This window comes from Spongiactinospora sp. TRM90649, from assembly GCF_029382225.1.
Lineage (GTDB): Bacteria > Actinomycetota > Actinomycetes > Streptosporangiales > Streptosporangiaceae > Spongiactinospora.
Map to the genome: position 1 here is coordinate 183,146 of NZ_JARLTC010000002.1, position 18,231 is coordinate 201,376.

Here is an 18,231-nt window from a genome sequence, read left to right on the forward strand (position 1 = left end):
AGCCCGACACAAAAAGAACAGTCCGAGCGGAGCGAGGCCCTTTTCGGCAGCGCGGACGGCAGCGCCATCGGACGGCGCTCGACCAGCGGTAGGCCCGGAACGGTCCAGGTCAGGTGTCGGCGGAGAAGCGGATGGCGCACTCGGGCAGGTGGACGTCGGGCCATACTCGCGCGCCCGCGCGCAGCTCGTTGCCCGGCCCGATGACCGCGCGGTCGCCGATGACGGCGTCGCGCACCACCGCGCCCGCCTCCACCCGCGCCCCCGGTCCCACGACCGAGTCGGACACCACCGCGCCCGCGCGGATCACCGCACCGTCGCCCACGACGCTGCCGGAGACCGTCGCGCCGGACTCGACGACCGCGCCCGCGCCCACCGCCGTGCCGCCCATGACCTTGGCCTCCGGCGAGATCCGCGCCCCGGGCATGGCCAGCGCCTCGCCGGGCACGCCCGGCAGCGCGGGTGAGGACAGGCGGCCGAGCACCAGGTCGCGCGAGCCCTGCACGAACGCCTCGGGAGTGCCGACGTCGAGCCAGTAGGACCGGTCGGCGTAGCCGAGGACCCGCTCGCCCGCCTCGATCAGGCCGGGGAAGGTCTCGCGCTCCACGGAGACGACCTCGCCCGCCGGGATGGTGTCGATCACCGACCGGGTGAACACGTAACACCCCGCGTTGATCAGGTTCGTCACGGGGTTCGGTGTCTTCTCCAGAAACGCGGTGACCCGCCCGTCGTCGTCGATCGGCACGCAGCCGAACCTGGACGGATCGTCCACCTCGGTCAGGTGCAGCGTGACCGCCGCACCCCTCGTGACATGGCGTTCGACCTGGGCGCCGATGTCGTGGCCGGACAGGGTGTCGCCGTTGAGGATCAGCACCGGGGAATCCGGCCCGCAGGTGAGCGCGTCGGCCGCGTTGCGGATCGCGCCGCCCGTGCCGAGCGGGGTCTCCTCCGTCATGTAGTGCAGGTCGAGCCCGAAGGCGGACCCGTCACCGAACGCCTCGGCGAACATCGACGCCCGGTAGGAGGTGGCGAAGACGATACGGCGCACGCCATGCGCGCGGGCACGGGCGAGCTGGTGGGCGAGGAAGGGGACACCCGCCGTGGGAAGCAGTGGTTTGGGGACGCCCAGCGTCAGCGGGCGCAGCCGGGTGCCCTTTCCTCCGACCAGGAGGATGGCTTCGAGGTCACCACGGCCGGGCGAAGAGTGCTCCGTCACCCCCGCGAGCGTAGCCGACTATTCCAGTGCGCGTTGGTAACAGACCAGATGCGCCTCGGCCGACGCCTCCCAGGTGAACTCGCGGGCCCGGTCGAGCCCGGCCGACGCGAGCCGTTCGCGGCGCATCGGCGAGTTCAGCAGCTCCGACAGCGCCGCGGCGATGCTGTCGGCGTCGGGCTCGGTGTAGGCGACGGCCTCGCCGCCGACCTCGGGTAGCGAGGTGCGGTGGGTGGTCAGCACCGGCGCGCCGCAGGCCATCGCCTCCAGCACGGGCAGGCCGAACCCTTCCTCCCTGGACGGGAACGCCACGGCGAGCGCGCCGCCGAGGAAACCGGGCAGGTCGGCGAAGGACAGGTAGCCGGGCCGGACCACCCGGACCGTCGCGGCGACCTCGCTGACGGCCTCCTCCACGCCCTCGTCGCGGACGGCACCGGCCAGCACCAGCGCGGGCGCCTCGGCGAAACCGCCGACCGCGCGGGCGAAGCCCCTGATCAGGTTCGGCACGTTCTTACGCGGCTCCATGCCGCCGAGGAACGCGATGTACGGCTGGCCGTGCAGCCCCAGCCGGTCGGCCACCCGCTTGACCTCGTGCTCGCCCGGCCGGTGGAAGAGGCCCTGGTCGACGCCGTGATAGGCGACGTCGATGCGCGTCGGGTCGGCCGACAGCACCCGGACCAGCTCCTCACGGGTGGCCTTGGACGGCACGACGACCCGCGTCGCGTGCCGCACCGAGGTGCGCGTGGCCGAGCGGAAGAACGCCGCCTTGACCGCCCCGTGCTGGTCGGGGTCGGTGAACCAGGTGACGTCGTGCACGGTGACCACGGTCGGCATGCCCGGCCGCAGCGGAATCGAGTAGTAGGGGGCGTGGATCACCTGCGCGCCGACCTGCTTGGCCAGCACCGGCACACTGGTCTGCTCCCAGTTGAGCCGGGCGGCGCGGTTGGTGATCGACGGCGGGCCGGACAGGACTCGCGCGGACGGCGCCAGCCGCTTGTAGCGTTCGACGTCGGCACGCTGGCAGGCCACCGCGAGATCGGCGCCCGCGCTGTCGAGAGCGGCGACAAGCCCCTCGACATACCTGCTCAGCGCACCGCGATCGGCCGGAACCGCTGCCGCGTCGAGGAGCACTCGAGGCGTCAAGGAAGATCGCTCCCCCTCCATGATCTGCGGGACCGTGCGTCCCCTCTATAGACAACTCTATGGCCAGCGTCCCCGGAATCGTGCGGTAAATCACAGGGCATTTCGAGGGGCCTTGTCACCTTGAGGTTGGGATTTTGGGACCGCTGTGGAACGTGCCGCCAGCGCCGCCGTCCCGGCGCACACCAGATCCCCCGCTATGAGCACGATTCTGGAGGTCAGCGCCACCGCGATGGCCGCTCCGGAGGGCAGTACCGGCGACAGGACGGCCACCATCGCGAGCTCGCGCACCCCGGCCCCCGCGGGCACCACGAACGTCATGATCCCCAGGCACCACGACAGCGCGAAGGCGCCCACCGCGAAGACCGCGAGCCGGGGTCCCGACACGCCGGAGACGCCTGCGTCGGCGAGGATCGCGGCCAGGTGCAGGCCGTAGGCGATCCAGCCGGACAGCGCCCAGCCGAGCGCGGTCAGCATGCCGCGCCGGGTCAGCGGGCGCTCCAGCGGCTCGCGCCGCAGCGACCGCAGGCCGAAGCCGATCAGCGCGTTGATCACGCGCGGTTCCAGCAGCACGGCGAGCACCGGCACCAGCAAAAGCGCCCAGGAGTAGGGGCCGATCGAGGCCGGCCCGGCCGCCAGCAGGGTCACGGCGGCGACCAGCAGGCCGCTGGCCATCTGCACGGGCAGGGTCAGGAAGAACGCGGCGGCGCTGCGCGAACGCGGGACGCCGAGGTCGCGCCCCATCTCCATCTGCGCGAGCACCGGCCACAGCGAACCGGGAATGTACTTGCCGAGCTGCCCGACGAAGAACACCTTGGCGGCCTGGCGCACCGGCAGCGGCGAGCCGAGGTCGGCCAGCAGCGCCCGCCAGGTCAGCATGCCGCCGCCCAGCGCGGCGAGCACGGCGGCCAGCGACAGCGCCACGGAAACCCAGGACAGCTCGGCGAAACCGGCCACGACGGCGTCCCACTCGCGGCCCACAGCCCACACCCCGAAGCCGAGCGCGATGACCAGGAAGACGGCCCGCGCCGCGCCCTTCGCGGTGATTCTCACAGCGTGCGCACCGGATCGGGCGGCTGCGGCAGCCTCGGGCCCGCCGGACGGCGGTCGCCCTTGGTCGCGATCCACAGGTAGGTCGGCACGACCGGCAGCAGCGCCCGCAGCGCGGCGCGGGGCGTGCCGCCGAGCACCGCGCGCGCGATCCGCCCGGCCGCGCCGGGGAACAGCTCGCCGCCCGCGAACCGCTCGGGCGTGGCCAGCACCGGGAACGTGTAGTCGTAGACGCGGAAGCCGTGCGCCATCCGGCGCAGGCCGCGCCGGGTGCGGTAGCGCTCGTAGTAGCTGTCGGCGCGGCCGAAGGCGCGCACGTAGCGGTCGGCGAGCGCGGGCGGCAGGTAGGAGAGGAACGGCAGCTTGTAGTGCGGCTCCATGATCCCCAGCCGGTTGCCCAGGCCCAGGTAGAGCACGCCGTCGGGGCGGAGCACCCGGCGCATCTCGGCCATGATGGCGTCGGGGTCGACCACGTGCTCGTAGATGTGGTTGAAGACCAGCACGTCGATCGAGGAGTCGGGGAACGGCATCGCCGTGCCGTCCGCGCAGACGAACTCCACCCGCTCGCCGAACCGCTCCGCCGCCTTGCGCAGCCCCGGCACGTCGATGTCGAGGCCGAAGGTGCGGGCCGCGCCCGCCGCCGCCAGCTCGTCGGCGATGAACCCCGCCGAGCAGCCGACGTCGGCGACGGTCAGCCCCGCGAGGGGGGCCTCACCGGTGCGTCCCAGGAAGTGGCCGAGCACGGCGATGATCTTCGCGGCCTTTCGGCGGCGCTTCTCCTCGTCGAGCATCGCGCCCTGGAACTCGGAGTAGGCGAGCTGCGCCTGGCGTTGCTTTCCCACGGCGCACAACAGTACCCGGCGAGCCGGGCATCTACCGACGAGTCTCGAATACCGCATACCCTGGGCGGATGCTGGCCCGCCTGCGCTCCAGCCGGCTGTTGCGCCTGGCCCTGGCGCTGATCGCGATCGGATTCGTCGCCTACGGCCTGGCCTCGGGCGGCGATCAGACCCTCGCCGCGCTCGGCGAGCTGTCGTGGTGGTCGATCGCCGGGGCCTACCTCGCCGTGCTGGCCGGGCTGCTGTGCATGCTGGCGGCCTGGCGCTCGATCCTGCGCGGCCTGGGCACCGACCTCCCGGTACGGCAGGCCGCCCGGGTGATGTTCGTCGGCCAGCTCGGCAAGTACGTCCCCGGCTCGGTGTGGGCCTACGCGGCGATGATGGAACTGGGCCGCGACCACGCCTGCCCGCCGCGCCGGATGTTCGGCTCGGTGTCCATCGCCATCGTGGTGTCCCTCGGCTGCGCGTTGTCGGTGGCCGCCGCCACGCTCGGCACGCAGGGCGTCTTCCGGCAGGCGTGGTACCTGCTGGCGCTCATCCCGCTGATCGCGGTGGGCCTGCATCCACGGGTGCTGACCTGGGGTCTCAACCTGGCGCTGCGGATCGCGCGCCGCGAGCCGCTGGACATGGTCCTGCCTGGGCGGGCCGTGCTGGTGGCGGTCGCGTGGACGACGACCGGGTGGCTGATCTACGGCGTGCACCTGCTGCTGCTCGCCCCCGGCGCGGCGTACCCGCTCGCCTCAGGCGCCTACGCGCTCGCGTGGGCCACCGGGATCATCACCGTGGTGGTGCCCGCCGGGATCGGGGTCCGGGAGGGCGCGATGGTGATCGCCCTCGCGCCCACGCTCGCCGCGCCGGAGGCGCTGGTGGCGGCCGCGGTGTCGCGGGTGGTGTTCACCGTGGCCGACGTGTCGCTGGCCGCGGCGGGCTGGCTGGCGGCTCAGCCGTTGAGCAGGCGCTCGGCGTAGGCGTCCCAGAGCGGCGCCGGATCGACCGCCTTGACCCCCGACCGCAGCCGCTCGGGCTCGCCCGGCTCGTAGAATCGCTCGATCGCCGCGCGTAGCGCCTCGGCCGAGCCCGGCTCGACGAGCAGGCCGTCCACGCCGTCGGTGACGTTGTCGGCGAGCGCGCCCACCCTGGTAGCGATCACCGGCACCCCGTGCTCGTGCCCGAGCCAGACGTTCTGGCTGGCGGTGGCGTTGCGGTACGGCAGGACCAGCGCGTCGGCCCGCGCGAACAGCTCGGGAACCTCCTGCGCGGCCACGTAGCCGGGCCGCAGCTCCACGCGCTCGGCGATGCCCAGCTCGCCGATCAGGGCGCGGGTGGTGTCGAGGCCGCCCCAGAACTCGCCCGCCACGGTCAGCGAGATCCCGTCGGGCAGCGCGCGCAGCAGCAGGTCGAGCCCCTTGTACGGCCGGACGATGCCGAAGAACAGCAGCCTGCGGTGCACCCGCGCGCCCGCGAGACCGGGCGTGCGCGAGGGCAGGTGCGGCGGCATCGTGGCCACCGCGACCGGCGCGGCGGTCAGCCCGCGTGCCAGGCCCGCCTGCTCGTCGGAGTGGACCAGCACCCGATCGACCCGCTTGAGCAGGGCCTTCATCAGCGGCTTGTCGTACGGCTTGCGCTCGTGCGGGAGCACGTTGTGGCAGAGCGCGACCACCGGGGTCCGCCGCCCGATCCCGGCGAGAACGCCCAGGTAGGCGGGCACCTGCACGGGGCTCAGCAGGGTCAGCACCACCAGGTCGGCGCCGCGCATCCGCCGGCCGCGGCGCACCCATCCGTCGGGACGCCGCCAGTCGAGCACGCGCCGCACGTCGGGGTACGGCGTGCCCTCCGGGCTGTCGATCGTCTGCTGCCCCGGGTAGAGGAACGCCGGGTACTGCGCACGCCAGGACTCGATCACCACGTCGTGCCCCATGGCGCTGAGCCGGTGCGCCAGCTCGGTGGTGTGCTGTGCCCCGCCGCCCTTGTAGGGGTACGTCGGGCCGACGATGGCGATCCGCATGCGCTAGTCGTTCCTGGAGCGGACGATCAGGTCGGCCAGCAGCGCCACCGAGCCGATCAGCATCCCGGACAGGAAGGTGACGATCGCGTTGCTGGTCAGGTAGAAGCCGTAGTGCCACACGTCGTAGACGCCCTTGCCGAACCCGATCACCGTCAGCCACAGGGCCGGCGGCATGAGCACCTTGAGCGGGTTGAAGTACATGACCATCCGCAGCACCTGCAGGATGTAACGGTAGGCGTCGGAGACGAAGCTGAACTTCGACTTGCCCGCCCGCTTGCTGTACTCGATCGGCAGGTAGTAGACGTCGTGCTGGTTCGACAGGAACGCCAGCGTGATCGTGGTGACGCAGGAGAACCCGGGCGGCAGCAGCCGCAGGTACGGCCTGGCCACCGACTTGCGGAACGCCCGCAGCCCCGAGTTGAGGTCGGGGATCTTCTGCCCGGCCAGCCGTTCTGCGACCTTGCGGATGAACCACTTGGCGGGCACCCGCAGCAGCTTGTGCGAGCCCTCCTCGGTGGTCCGCGCGCCCACCACCTGGTCGACGCCGGCGTCCTTGTGCAGGACGTCGACCAGCTCGGGGATGCGCTCGTTGGGGTAGGACATGTCGGCGTCGGTCCACACGACGATCTCGCCGCGCGCCTCCTGCGACCCGATCCGGCGCACCGTGCCCGACCCGCCGTTGCGGTGGAACGCCCGGACCCGCATGCTCGGGAACCTGGGCGCGGCCTCCCGGAGCCGGTTCAGCGTCTCGTCGCTCGAACAGTCGTCGACCGCGATCAGCTCGTAGGTGTACTCACTGCTGTCCATGGCCGCGCAGATGCGCTCGACCTCGGCCACCACGTGGTCCTGCTCGTTGTAACAGGGCAGCACGATCGTGACGTACGGCGGGTCGTCCACCGGCTTCTCTTTCACGGCTGATCCGGTCTCCGGGGATTCGGGCGGGCTCATGACGGGCGAGGATACCTTTCCCCACGAACGATCGGTTGCACATCTTCCCTTTCCGCCGGTTCGCACGGCCGGCTACGGGGCCACCGGCGCGACCCGGTCCACCCCCGGCAGACGGTCCATCGCGCGCTCGACGGCCTGGGCCGCGGCCTTGTCCTCCAGTTTGATGTAGTAGCCGGACAGGACCGGCTCCGGGGCGCGCCCGGACACGGTCATGTGGGCCTCCACCCGGCGGGCGTGCTCGCGGTCGCTGTAGTAGATCGTTCCCACTCCCGGGATGGAGGACAGCCGTTCCTCGATCGCCTCTCGCTCCTGGCGGGTCGCGGCGCCCCGGTCGTCGCACTTGGGGCCGAGCCTGCCGTTCATGTTGTCCGGGCACAGCAGCACCGCGACGTCCACCTTCCCCGCCCAGAAGCTGGGGCGGGCCACGCGGGCGCCCGCGACGCCTGGCATGGCGTCCAGGCGGGCGACGAACGCCTCGATGTCGTCGGTGGAGCGCAGCTCGCCCTCGAACGCCTCGGGGATGTCGTTGACGTCGGTGGCGGCGACGAGCTCGGCGTTGTCGACCATGGCGGCGAACCTGTCGTAGACCTCCTTGGGCGAGCGGTAGAGCACGGTGCCGACCTCGGGCAGCGACCGGAGGGTCCGCTCGACGGCCAGCCGTTCCTCACGCGTCGCGGCGTCGCCGCACACGGCGGCGATGCACATGGTCACGGTGTAGTCGCCGGTGGTCGGCCACGGGCCGTCGGGCGGCGCCTGCGGCTTGCCGGCGTTCTCCAGGATGTACCAGCCGCCCGCCCCGGCCAGCGCCACGATGACGGCCACGGCGATCAACGGCCAGCGGTAGGCCGAGGTCAGCTCGCGTAAACGGGTCTCCGCGGCGGACTCCCGTCCGAAATCCAGCTCTTCGGCACCCTCCCGTGTCGGCTCCATATGGCGAATATGGCTCATCCAGTTCGATCATCGCAACGCGGCGCGGCCCGGATGCCGAACCGGTTTGGGAACGGTTTACGGAGTGGCCATCCAGACGTCGGCGGACAACGACCAGGTGGCGTTGGGCGGGGAGATGAGGGAGCGCTCGTCCTGGCGGGTGCGCAGGCGCATGACCTGGCGGGGCGGGGCCGTACCGGCGAAGGGCGCGAGCTGCTCCCCGGACGCGGCCAGCAGGACCGGACGGCGCCCGGCCTCGCGGATCCGGCCGGTCAGGCGCGTCACGTCGCCCACCGCGGCCACGTCACGGTCGGCGGCCCCCGCCGGGATGTGGACGCGGGCCGTCGGGACGCCGCACATGCCCCGCACGACCTGGGTGAACCGGTCGCCCGTGACGCGCTCGACGATCAGGACGGAGGCGTCGCGCGGGATCGCGGCGCACAGCCCGGCGACGGCGGCGGCCTCGCCCCGCTCGACCGGCGTGAACGCGGTGCCGCCGGAGACCACGGCCGGGGGGACGACCACGAGCAGCGCGCCGGCCGCCAGCAGCACCCGCTGCGTGCGGCGGCCGTGGCCCCGCCGCCGGGCCTGGTCGCACAGCCACCGCAGGCCCCACACGCCGAGCAGCACCGCGCCGGGGATCACCACCGGGACCAGGCGGCGGGCCGCGAAGGGGTGGTCGGGGGTGATCGACGGGAGGACGAGCGTGGTCAGGGTGGTCCAGCCGATGATCGCCAGCGGAAGCAGCCAGGCGAGGCCCTTCCCTCCGGCGAGGCGTCTGGCCAGCAGCGCGGCGGCCAGCGTGGCGAGCAGCACGACCGGGATGCCGACGTACCAGATCAGCCAGTAGAGGGAGTCCTCGTAGTACAGGCGCGTGGCGTCGGAGGGCAGGCCGTTGGCGCGCTGGATCGACTCGATGAAGGCCGCGTTCTGGCGGTCCTCCCAGTTGTCGGGGATCCGGCGCACGGTTTGCAGCCAGGGCCGGGCCGCCAGGCCCGCGACGGCCAGGACGACCAGCGCGGCCACGGCGTTCGGGAGCGGGCGCGGCGGCCGTACGGCGGGCAGCCGCGGCGTGAGCGCCGCGCCGAGCGCGGTCACCACCAGCACCACGGCGCAGACGGCCAGCAGCGGCACCAGCGATCGGCGCAGGTAGTCCAGGTACGGCCAGGTGACGAGCTGCGCCGCCAGGAACCCCAGGGCCACCCCGGCCGCCAGCCCGCCGAGCAGCGGGAACCCCAGCACGCCGGCCCGGGCGGCCCCGGCGGGCGCGCGGTCACCGGCCCGGCGGAACGCGATCAGCAGGCCCGCGAACGCGAGCACCGGCAGGATGTCGCGCAGGCCGTCGATGCGGACCAGGGTGGCCAGCCCGAACACCAGCCCGGCCGACGCCGCGATGCCGCGCGCCCCGCCCGCGTCCCGCCCGCCGGGGACGGCGCGCGCGCGGTCGAGCGCGTCCAGCAGCAGCGCGATCGCCCCGAAGATCATGATCAGCGACGGGATCTCGCTGAACGTGGTGCGCGAGGTGTAGAGGATCGGCAGGCTCACCGCGAACGCCAGCCCCGCGAGCGGCGCCCAGGCGGGTCCGATCAGGCGGGCGGCGACGCCCCCCACGGTCAGGACGGCCAGCGCGCCGAGCACCGGCGGGGTCAGCAGCAGCCCGGTCACGCCGCCGAGCCAGTCGCCCACCGCGAAGACCAGCGGCGGCCCCGGCATGAACTGCGGGACGACCGCGCCCTGGAAGTCGTAGAAGCCCACGCTGTAGAAGGAGAGCGCCCGGTCGGGACCGCCGAAGGCGGCGTCCTGGTACGGGATCGGGAGGGAGCCGTGCCGGGCGAGCCAGAGGGCGCTCTGCGCGTAGGTCGCCGGGTCGCGCCGCACGATGAGCTGCTCGGTGTGCAGCACCGCGTTGAACACGCCCGACCCGGCCGCGACGGCGAGCAGCGCGCCGGTCTGCCGGGCGGTGGCCTCGATCGTGTCCGGCAGGCGGCGCAGACCCGCCCAGCAGGCCAGGGCAGCCAGCGGGACGCCGAGGAGCAGCGCGAGGGCGGGCGTGAAGAGGTCCAGGAGCAGCAGCGGCAGCGCGGCGAGCAGCCAGCCGGCCAGTATCAGCGCGGGCGCGGCCGAGCACACGGCGAGCATCTTGCCCGCCCTGGGCCGCTTGACCAGATCTGAACCGGTACCTTTCAGCATTGGGCGCGAGCCTAATGGGGGATCGAGCTGGAGGTGGCGTGACCCGGCTACGGCTGTGGACCCGGCTACGGCTGTGGGCGGGTGAGAACCGGTGGTTCGCCGGGCTGCTGGTCCTTGGGATGACGCTGCGGATCGTCACCATGCTCGGGTTCCAGCCCGCGCTGTGGTTCCCCGACACCTACACGTACGTCGTCACCGCCATGCGTCCCAGCCCCGATCTAGTGCGACCGGCGGGCTACTCCTTCTTCCTGATCCTGCTCAAGCCGTTCCACTCGTTCGCGCTGGTGGTGTTCGTCCAGCACCTGCTCGGGCTCGGCGTCGCCGTGCTGGTCCACACGACCGCCCGGCGGCTGGGCGCGCCCAGATGGGCGGCGGTCCTCGCCGCCGCGCCGGTGCTGCTGGACGCGTACCAGATCGAGCTGGAGCAACTGCTGGTCTCCGACACGCTGTTCGCGTTCCTGGTCGTGGCGGCGGTGTGCGTCGGGGTGTCGCGCACGGTCGCGCGCCGCCGGGCGTACGCGATCGGCCTGCTGGTGGCCGCGGCCACGCTCACCAGGTCGGTCGGGCTGCCGCTGCTGGTGGTGCTCGGGGCGTGGCTGCTGATCCGCCCGGACCCGCTGGACGCCTCACCCGGGGTTCGTGAGGAGACCTCCCAGGAGACCAGGACGCGTGCCCTGCGCGCCGGGGCGATGCTCGCGGCGGCGATGATCCCGATCCTGGCCTACGGGGCGTGGTTCTGGGGAACGCACAACCGGGTCGGGCTGGTCGGGGCGAACGGCGTGTTCCTCTACGCCCGGACGATGTCCTTCGCCGACTGCTCGGTCATGCGTCCCCCGCCGGACATCGCGATGCTGTGCGATCCCCGGCCGCCCGCGGAGCGCCCGCCGTCGCAGGAGTACATCTGGGCCCACGACGCGCCGCTGGTGCTGCTGCCCGGCATCACGTTCTCGGCGGACAACGACGCGCGGGCGGCGCGGTTCGCGACGCTGGCGATCCGCAGCCAGCCGCTGGACTACGCCGGGTCGATCCTGTCGGAGCTGACACGGACCTTCGCCTGGGACCGTCCGGTGTATCCCGACGCCGAGGTCTACGCCTACTACGAGTTCCCCGAGCGTCCGCCCCCTCCCCCGGGACGCTACCCGGCGCAGGTCGGGGCGGGTCATGCCAGGGACTACGAGCAGGGCGAGATCAGCACCCGCATCGTGGAGCCGTTCGCCGGGTGGATGCGGGCGTATCAGGACGTCGTGCACGTTCCGGGGATCGTGCTGCTCGGCCTGCTGCTGGTGCCGCCGGGGGCGGTGCTGGTCCGGTTCGCGCGGCGGGCGAGGACGGAGGGCGCCGCCTTGCCACGGTGGCCCCGGGCGGTGTGGCCGCGCGCGGCCTGGACGCTTCCGTGGACGGTGGCCTGGGTGCTTCTGGTCACACCGGCGGCGGTCGCGGAGTTCGATTACCGGTATGTTCTGCCTGCCGTGCCGCTGGCCACACTGGCCGCCGCGGTGTGCCTGAGGGCGGCCGACGGGCCCCAGACAAAGTAGGTATCCCCAAACATTCCATGAAATGTCCGAATCTGAGTATGCTGAGCAACCAGATCATCACGGCGGAACAGTCAGGTCAGGAGCCGAATCCAACGATCGTGACACCGTCGCCGAATGATTGACCTACCCTTTTTCGCGTTGAGCAGGTGAACGGGACGAGGCGCTCGCGGCTGCGGGCCTCGCACGGCCGGGGATGGGGGACCTTGAGCGAGCGAGCGATCGGGCGCCCCGTCCTGTGGGTGCGGACGGCGCCGGCGAAGGAGACCCCGTGAGCGACCGCCGCCGTATGAGCGACCCGAGCGACACCAGCGGCTACCACGTCTATCCCCCTGAGCCGGGCAGCCGCAGAGCGGCCCGCCGGGCGGCCCGTGGCGGCGACCAGCGGTCCTCCTTCGGCGGCGCGCAGGGATACGAAGGCCGCCGCCACGCGGCGGGCCCGTCCCCGGCCCCGCCCGATCACGCCACGGGCCCCCGCCGCCGCTCCGACGCCGGGCCGCGCTACGACCAGCCGGGGCCGGGCCAGGGCCACGAGCAGGGCCGCCGCGAACGCGGCTACGACCAGCCCTCCGGCGGACGGCAGGCCCCGAGCCGGCAGCGCGCACCCCAGCAGAGCGCGGCGCAGCACAGGGAAGACCAGCACAGGGAAGACCAGCACAGGGAAGAGCAGCACCGGACCCCCCCGAAGGCCGCGCCGCAGCGCCCCTCCCGGCAGTACGGCCCCGCAGAGGGCGGCCCTCCGCCTCCCGGCGACACGTCCGACGGCCACCGTCGCGGAGACGACGGCGGTAAGAAGAAGATGCGCATGCTGGCCTGGGGCAGCATCGCCCTGACCGGCCTCATGGTCGCGGGCACGCTCACCGGCTACACGCTCTACCGCTCGGTATCGGCGGGCATCGAGACCGAGGACTTCAACGCCAAGCTCGGCAAGGACCGCCCGGTGAACAGCACCGGCGCGCTCAACGTGCTGATGGTCGGCTCCGACACCCGCGAGGGCGACAACCTCAAGTACGGCAAGTACATGCTCAACGCGGGCAAGCGCACCGACACCATGATCCTCATGCACATCTCCCCCAACCGGGACAACGCCACGCTGATCAGCTTCCCGCGCGACTCGGTGGTGGCCATCCCGGCGTGTCCGGGGCCGAACGGCACGACGCTTCCCCCCAAGACCGATATGATCAACGCCGCCTACAACGAGGGCGGCATCACCTGCACGATCGCCACGCTGGAGTCACTGACCAAGGTCCGCATCGACCACTTCGTCGAGGTCGACTTCACCGGCTTCAAGAACATCGTGGACGCCCTCGACGGCATCAGGGTGTGCCTGAAGCAGCCGGTCAACGACCGCAAGGCCAAGCTCGACCTGGCGGCCGGGTGGCACAACCTGAAAGGCGAGCAGGCCCTCGGCTACGTCCGTCTGCGCAACTACGGCGACGGCAGCGACATCCAGCGGATCAAGCGCCAGCAGGTCTTCCTCTCCCAGGTGGTCAAGAAGGCCACCAGCAGCGACCTGATCACCGACCCCACCAAGCTGCTGAGCTTCATCACCGCCGCGACCAAGTCGGTGAAGATGAACCCGGAGCTGGCCAACAGCCCCGACACGCTGCTGAGCATCGCGCAGAGCGCCCGGGCGCTGACGTCGAGCGGCGTGCAGTTCATCACCGTGCCCTGGGGGCCGCACCCCGACGACAAGAACCGGGTGATCTGGCGGGAGCCCGCCGCCTCCCAGTTGTTCGACGCGATCAAGCGCGACGTCGAGGTCAAGCCGACGACCACGCCGAAGCCGTCCACCGGCACCACCACCGCCCCGGCGAAGCCGGCGATCAAGCCCGCGCAGGTGCGCGTGCAGGTGCTCAACGGCACGAGCGTCGAGGGCCGGGCCAAGGAGGTCGCCGACGCGCTGGTGGCCCAGGGGTTCCAGGTCACCCAGGTGGGCAACGCGAGGATCGGCGGGGTCGACGCCCCGAAGACCCGGCTCCTCTACGCCAAGAACGCCGAGAGCGGCGCGGACTACGCCACGCCGATCGCGTCCAAGCTGCTGAGCAAGGTCTCGCCGCAGTCCGGCAAGATCAAGCCGGTGTCGGTCGAGGCGTACGTGCCGACGACGCCCTCCACCTCGCCCAACTCGGCAAAGACGGCCTCGCCCCCGGCCAACACGGGTGGCGAAGCGGCCAACACGCCGGTCATCCAGCTCGTGGTGGGGGCCGACTGGGAGGGCGTGAAGGCACCTGTCAAGATCCCGGACGAACTGAAGGAAAGCGTCGTCAACTCCAAGACGAACCCCTGCCAGTAAGCCTTCTGGTGGATTAGTAACAATCCCCTGTGGATCAAAGTCCTATCCCCGCCAAGGGCTACATACGATCTACGAGCCCGTTATGGTGGTCCGGTCGGCGGGGCGAGCAGATCATGTGTTCGCCGTACGCCTTGACGGCGTGCCCGACTGCGCACTGACTCCGACAGATAGCAGAGCCGTTCCCTGTGAGTGACACCCGATCCACCTTCCAGGTCCCGGGCTTGCGGAGCGAGGGCGCAGGCGACGCCCGCTCCGGCGGATCCCCTGACGAGCGTGAGCATCAAGTGCCACACCAAGAGGAGGCCCGCCCATCCGGCGGCGCGGCGACCACCGATCCGGCACAGGAGTATCGGTCCCCCGAAACCGATCCCCGGGCCCAGGCCGACCGGCTCACCGAGCCCACCCCGGCCCCCGCCTGGCGTCTCCCCCCCACCGGCGACTGGTCCCGCCCCCCGGCCCAGCCTGCGGAAGGCGCGACGCGCGGCTACTTCGAGCCCGAACGCCCCACCACCGACCAGCCCGCCCACGCCCCTCGCGAGAGCGCTCCCCCCACCGACCGCGACGACCGCCCCACTGCCGCCTTCCCCGCCTACCCCGGCCCCACCGCCGAGCAGTCCCCGGCCCCCACAGGCGGTACGGCAGGCGGCTGGGGAGCCCAGCCTCCGGCCGCCACGGACGGCACGGCGGGCGGCTGGGGTACGCGGAGCGCGGCCACGGACGGTACGACGGGCGGAGCCACCGCAGGCGGATGGGGCGCACAGCGCGCCACCGAACACCCCGGCCACGGACGGCAGGACCCCCTCGCCGCCTCCCCCCCCACCGCTCCGGGCGGGGAGACCGGGCTTCTCACCGGGCCCTCTGGGGAGCGAGCCTGGAAGACGGAGACCCCCGACCTCGGAACCACCGTAGGTGGAAACGACCGGAGTGGGCGGCGGCGCAAAGCGGCGGCGGCCGAGGACGGCGGGCGGTCCTCGAAGGGGGAGGCCGCGCGGCAGGAGGCGGCCGGGCGTGCCGGGAAGAAGCGCGAGCCGTACCTGGACAACGTCAAGTTCCTGCTGATCACGGTCGTGGTGATGGGCCACTCGCTGGTGCCCACCCTCGCCGCGGGTTCCGCACGAGCCGCCTACCTGTTCATCTACAGCTTCCACATGCCGCTGTTCGTGCTGATCAGCGGCTACCTCAGCCGGAACTTCTGGAACTCCAACGCGAAGACCAACAAGCTGGTCGACACCTTCCTCATCCCCTACGTGATCGTCGAGGTCGGTTACGCCGCGCTGCGCTACGCGCTGGGCTCCAAGTGGTCTCTGACGATCATCGACCCGGCCTGGCTCAACTGGTACCTCCTGGCGCTGCTCCTCTGGCGGCTGTCCACGCCCGTGTGGCGGCGGATGAAACAGCCGTTGCTGGTCGCGCTGGCCATCTACCTGCTGTCCGGCTTCTCGGAGATATCCGGCGACTTTAGCTTCGACCGCTTCTTCGGTCTGCTGCCCTTCTTCGTGATCGGCCTGATGCTCAAGCCCGAGCACTTCGACATGCTCAACCGGCTCTGGATCAAGCTCGTCGCCGCCGCCACGCTCGCGGCCGCCGCCGTCGTGGCCATCGTCATCGCGCCGCACGTCAAGCTGGCCCCGATCTACTTCAAGAGCAGCTACCACGACCTCAAGCTCTCCTGGTGGATGGGCCTGGGCCTGCGCACCGCGCTGCTGGCCGCCGCGCTGGCGATGTCGTTCGCCGTGCTGGCGCTCGTGCCGCGCCGTCAGACCTGGTACACCGACCTGGGCACCCGCACGCTCTACGCCTACCTGCTGCACGGCGTGCCGGTGCTGATCGCCAAGGAGATGGGCTGGCTGAGCTTCCCGTGGATGTTCGGGCCGCTCGGCGCGATCGCGATCATGTCGATCTGCTTCACGCTGGCGATCGTGCTCTGTCTGCCGGAGACGCGAACACTCTTCAAATGGATCATCGAACCCCGGCTGACCTGGCTCTATCGCCGTCCAGCGAAGGCTCGGACAGCCTCCCAGGCTCCCGCCGCACGGTCGAAGACCTGAAATTTAGCGGTAATTCCGCCACCATTCACACAACGACTCCGGACATGACGGCATCGCGACGGAGCATCGGAGCATGCGCGTATGCGTCGCGACCGTCGTCCACCATCCCGAGGACGCCCGGATCATGCACCGGCAGATCCGGGCGTTGCTGGCTGCCGGGCACGAGGTGACCTACATCGCGCCGTTCACGCACTGCAACGTCACGCCGGGGCCCGCGATACACGCCGTGGACGTGCCGCGCGCGGTGGGCCGCAGGCGTTACCGGGCGGTCAGAGCGGCCAGGAAGGCACTGCGGCGGGCGGCCAGGGAGGCCGACCTGATCCTCGTGCACGACATCGAGCTGCTGCTCGCGCTGCCCCGTGGCCGCCGGTGCCCGCCGCTGGTGTGGGACGTCCACGAGGACACGGCGAGCGCGCTCTCGGTGAAGGGCTACCTGCCGGAGCCGTTGCGCCGGATGCTGCCGCCGCTGATCAGGCGGATGGAGGCGAGCGCCGAACGCCGAATCCGGCTGATCCTGGCCGAGGACGCCTACCAGGACCGCTTCTCCCTCCCGCACCCGGTGATCAGGAACACCACCTACGTGCCGGACACGCTTCCGTCCCCGCCGGGCGACAACCGGGTGGTCTACGTGGGCCACCTGTCGGAGGCCAGGGGCGCGCTCGACCTGATCGAGCTGGCCAGACGGCTCGCGCCGCACGCGATCAGGATGGACCTGATCGGCGCGGCCGACCCGGCGGTGCGCCCGATACTGCGCGACGCGCAGCGCGACGGCCTGCTCGACTGGTTCGGTTACGTGCCCAACCGGCACGCGCTGCGGATGGCCGAGGGCGCGCTCGCGGGGCTGTCCCCGCTGCACGACGAGCCCAACTACCGCCACTCGCTGCCGACCAAGGTCATCGAGTACATGGCCAGGGGGGTCCCGGTGGTCACCACGCCGCTGCCGATGGCCGCCTCGCTCGTGGGCGGGGTGGACTGCGGCGTGGTCGTCCCGTTCGGCGATCTGGACGCGATGGTGGCGGCGGTGCTGCGGCTGCGCGACGATCCGGAGGAGCGGGTGGCCATGGGCGCCCGGGGCCACGCTTCGGCGCTGCGGCACCACCACTGGCCGCAACACGCCGTGGAGTTCGTCGGACTGCTGGAGGAATGGGCGCTGACCCCGCGCGGCGCGGGCACTCCACACCGGCGCAAAGCCGTCACGGTGTAGTCGAGTACGTGACGCGGGCAGCGCGGATTGGTGTACTGAATGGCATGGCACACCACTTGATTCAGGGGCGCGCCGTTGAGATGCCGGTGCGCGTGCGGGAGGCCGCGGCCTGTTTCGCGACGTACCTCGTGCGCGCCGACGCCGCCCGCGCGGTGATCGCCTACTCGGGGCTCGACGTGTCCGAGCTGCTGCCGGGGCGGGCCGTGTGCACGCTGTTCTTCGTCCGCTACGCGGACTCCGACCTCGGTTCCTACGGCGAGTTCGGGGTGTCCTTCATGGTTCGCCCGCCGGGGGCCGAGCGCGCGCGGGGCGGTGGGATGCTGGCCGGTGTGTCCGACGTGCGGCGGGTCGGCACCGGGATGTTCGTGCACTGGCTGCCGGTGAACCAGGGCTTCACGATGGAGGCGGGGCGCTCGATCTGGGGGTTCCCGAAGGAGCTGGCCGACATCGAGCTGCGGATGGGCTCGCCGTACAAGCGGTGCGTGCTGCGCAAGGACGGCCGGCTGGTGCTCGACCTGCTGCTGCGGCCGGGAGTGCCGGTCCCGGCGGCGGGGGCGGTCTCACCGTTCGACGCCTACACCAACCTGGACGGCGTGACCCGCCGCACGCCGTGGTCGATCTCGCCGCGCGGGGTGCGGGCGCGGCCGGGCGGAGCGCTGATCCGGCTGGGCAACCATCCGATCGCCAAGGAGCTGAGCGAGCTGGGCCTGCCCAAGCACGCCCTGCTGACGACCACCGTCGCCCGGCTGTCCATGACGATCGGCGATGCGACCGAAGAGTGAGGCGCGCGGCGCGAGCCGCGCGAGATCGGGCACAAAGAGATCGGACACGGGCCAGAGGGC

General features: G+C 71.9%; 14 protein-coding genes. 6 read left to right on the forward strand and 8 right to left on the reverse strand.

From position 1 onward, the window contains the following. Nucleotides 1-109: 109 nt before the first annotated feature. The 4 genes from P3X83_RS00895 to P3X83_RS00910 form a co-directional block, all read right to left on the reverse strand. The gene (locus tag P3X83_RS00895) at nucleotides 110-1,213 is read right to left on the reverse strand and encodes an NDP-sugar synthase (protein WP_277303284.1); all 1,104 of its coding nucleotides are present in this window, start codon (nucleotides 1,211-1,213) and stop codon (nucleotides 110-112) included. An 18-nt stretch (nucleotides 1,214-1,231) separates the two neighbouring features. After that, nucleotides 1,232-2,353 (reverse strand): glycosyltransferase family 1 protein, encoded by a 1,122-nt coding sequence (locus P3X83_RS00900; protein WP_277303285.1) that lies wholly within the window; start codon nucleotides 2,351-2,353, stop codon nucleotides 1,232-1,234. Nucleotides 2,354-2,443: 90 nt separating this feature from the next. Next, nucleotides 2,444-3,403, reverse strand: a complete 960-nt coding sequence (locus P3X83_RS00905; protein ID WP_277303286.1) for a lysylphosphatidylglycerol synthase domain-containing protein — start codon at nucleotides 3,401-3,403, stop codon at nucleotides 2,444-2,446. Next, nucleotides 3,400-4,242 carry a class I SAM-dependent methyltransferase gene (locus P3X83_RS00910; protein ID WP_277303287.1) on the reverse strand — a complete coding sequence of 281 codons (843 nt, stop codon included), beginning with the start codon at nucleotides 4,240-4,242 and terminating at the stop codon, nucleotides 3,400-3,402. The genes P3X83_RS00905 and P3X83_RS00910 overlap by 4 nt, the downstream gene beginning before the upstream one ends. Before the next feature lie 68 nt (nucleotides 4,243-4,310). Between P3X83_RS00910 and P3X83_RS00915 the strand changes: the two genes are divergently transcribed. Beyond that, on the forward strand, nucleotides 4,311-5,207 hold the full coding sequence (locus P3X83_RS00915; RefSeq protein ID WP_277303288.1) for a lysylphosphatidylglycerol synthase domain-containing protein: 897 nt from the start codon (nucleotides 4,311-4,313) through the stop codon (nucleotides 5,205-5,207). On the opposite strand, the gene P3X83_RS00920 is transcribed toward P3X83_RS00915, so the two are convergent. The 4 genes from P3X83_RS00920 to P3X83_RS00935 all read right to left on the reverse strand — a co-directional run bounded on the left by P3X83_RS00920 (nucleotide 5,180) and on the right by P3X83_RS00935 (nucleotide 10,309). Next, on the reverse strand, nucleotides 5,180-6,244 hold the full coding sequence (locus tag P3X83_RS00920; RefSeq protein ID WP_277303289.1) for a glycosyltransferase family 4 protein: 1,065 nt from the start codon (nucleotides 6,242-6,244) through the stop codon (nucleotides 5,180-5,182). The two genes, P3X83_RS00915 and P3X83_RS00920, sit on opposite strands and share 28 nt — an antisense overlap. A 3-nt stretch (nucleotides 6,245-6,247) precedes the next feature. Next, entirely contained in the window at nucleotides 6,248-7,192 is a 945-nt protein-coding gene (locus tag P3X83_RS00925) for a glycosyltransferase family 2 protein (protein ID WP_277303290.1), read from the reverse strand. 72 nt (nucleotides 7,193-7,264) lie between these two features. Beyond that, nucleotides 7,265-8,122, reverse strand: coding sequence for a permease-like cell division protein FtsX (locus P3X83_RS00930; RefSeq protein ID WP_277303291.1), 858 nt, complete (start codon nucleotides 8,120-8,122; stop codon nucleotides 7,265-7,267). 75 nt (nucleotides 8,123-8,197) lie between these two features. Further along, nucleotides 8,198-10,309 (reverse strand): hypothetical protein, encoded by a 2,112-nt coding sequence (locus tag P3X83_RS00935; protein ID WP_277303292.1) that lies wholly within the window; start codon nucleotides 10,307-10,309, stop codon nucleotides 8,198-8,200. 38 nt (nucleotides 10,310-10,347) lie between these two features. On the opposite strand from P3X83_RS00935, the gene P3X83_RS00940 reads away from it, so the two are divergent. The 5 genes from P3X83_RS00940 to P3X83_RS00960 all read left to right on the forward strand — a co-directional run bounded on the left by P3X83_RS00940 (nucleotide 10,348) and on the right by P3X83_RS00960 (nucleotide 18,171). Then, nucleotides 10,348-11,844 (forward strand): hypothetical protein, encoded by a 1,497-nt coding sequence (locus P3X83_RS00940; protein ID WP_277303293.1) that lies wholly within the window; start codon nucleotides 10,348-10,350, stop codon nucleotides 11,842-11,844. A 268-nt stretch (nucleotides 11,845-12,112) separates the two neighbouring features. After that, complete coding sequence (locus tag P3X83_RS00945) at nucleotides 12,113-14,137, forward strand: LCP family protein (protein WP_277303294.1); 2,025 nt, start codon at nucleotides 12,113-12,115, stop codon at nucleotides 14,135-14,137. 284 nt (nucleotides 14,138-14,421) lie between these two features. Continuing rightward, on the forward strand, nucleotides 14,422-16,185 hold the full coding sequence (locus P3X83_RS00950) for an acyltransferase family protein (RefSeq protein WP_277303295.1): 1,764 nt from the start codon (nucleotides 14,422-14,424) through the stop codon (nucleotides 16,183-16,185). Between the two features lie 73 nt (nucleotides 16,186-16,258). Next, nucleotides 16,259-17,389 (forward strand): glycosyltransferase, encoded by a 1,131-nt coding sequence (locus tag P3X83_RS00955; protein ID WP_277303296.1) that lies wholly within the window; start codon nucleotides 16,259-16,261, stop codon nucleotides 17,387-17,389. A gap of 44 nt (nucleotides 17,390-17,433) precedes the next feature. Then, nucleotides 17,434-18,171: an acetoacetate decarboxylase family protein gene (locus tag P3X83_RS00960; protein WP_277303297.1), complete on the forward strand. Its 738-nt coding sequence runs from the start codon at nucleotides 17,434-17,436 to the stop codon at nucleotides 18,169-18,171. Nucleotides 18,172-18,231: the final 60 nt, after the last annotated feature.

Coding starts and splice junctions, on each gene's coding strand:
- P3X83_RS00915 (WP_277303288.1), top strand. CDS start 4,311: ATGCTGGCCCGCCTGCGCTCCAGCCGGCTGTTGCGCCTGGCCCTGGCG.
- P3X83_RS00955 (WP_277303296.1), top strand. CDS start 16,259: ATGCGCGTATGCGTCGCGACCGTCGTCCACCATCCCGAGGACGCCCGG.
- P3X83_RS00920 (WP_277303289.1), bottom strand. CDS start 6,244: ATGCGGATCGCCATCGTCGGCCCGACGTACCCCTACAAGGGCGGCGGG.
- P3X83_RS00925 (WP_277303290.1), bottom strand. CDS start 7,192: ATGAGCCCGCCCGAATCCCCGGAGACCGGATCAGCCGTGAAAGAGAAG.
- P3X83_RS00960 (WP_277303297.1), top strand. CDS start 17,434: ATGGCACACCACTTGATTCAGGGGCGCGCCGTTGAGATGCCGGTGCGC.
- P3X83_RS00935 (WP_277303292.1), bottom strand. CDS start 10,309: ATGCTGAAAGGTACCGGTTCAGATCTGGTCAAGCGGCCCAGGGCGGGC.
- P3X83_RS00930 (WP_277303291.1), bottom strand. CDS start 8,122: ATGGAGCCGACACGGGAGGGTGCCGAAGAGCTGGATTTCGGACGGGAG.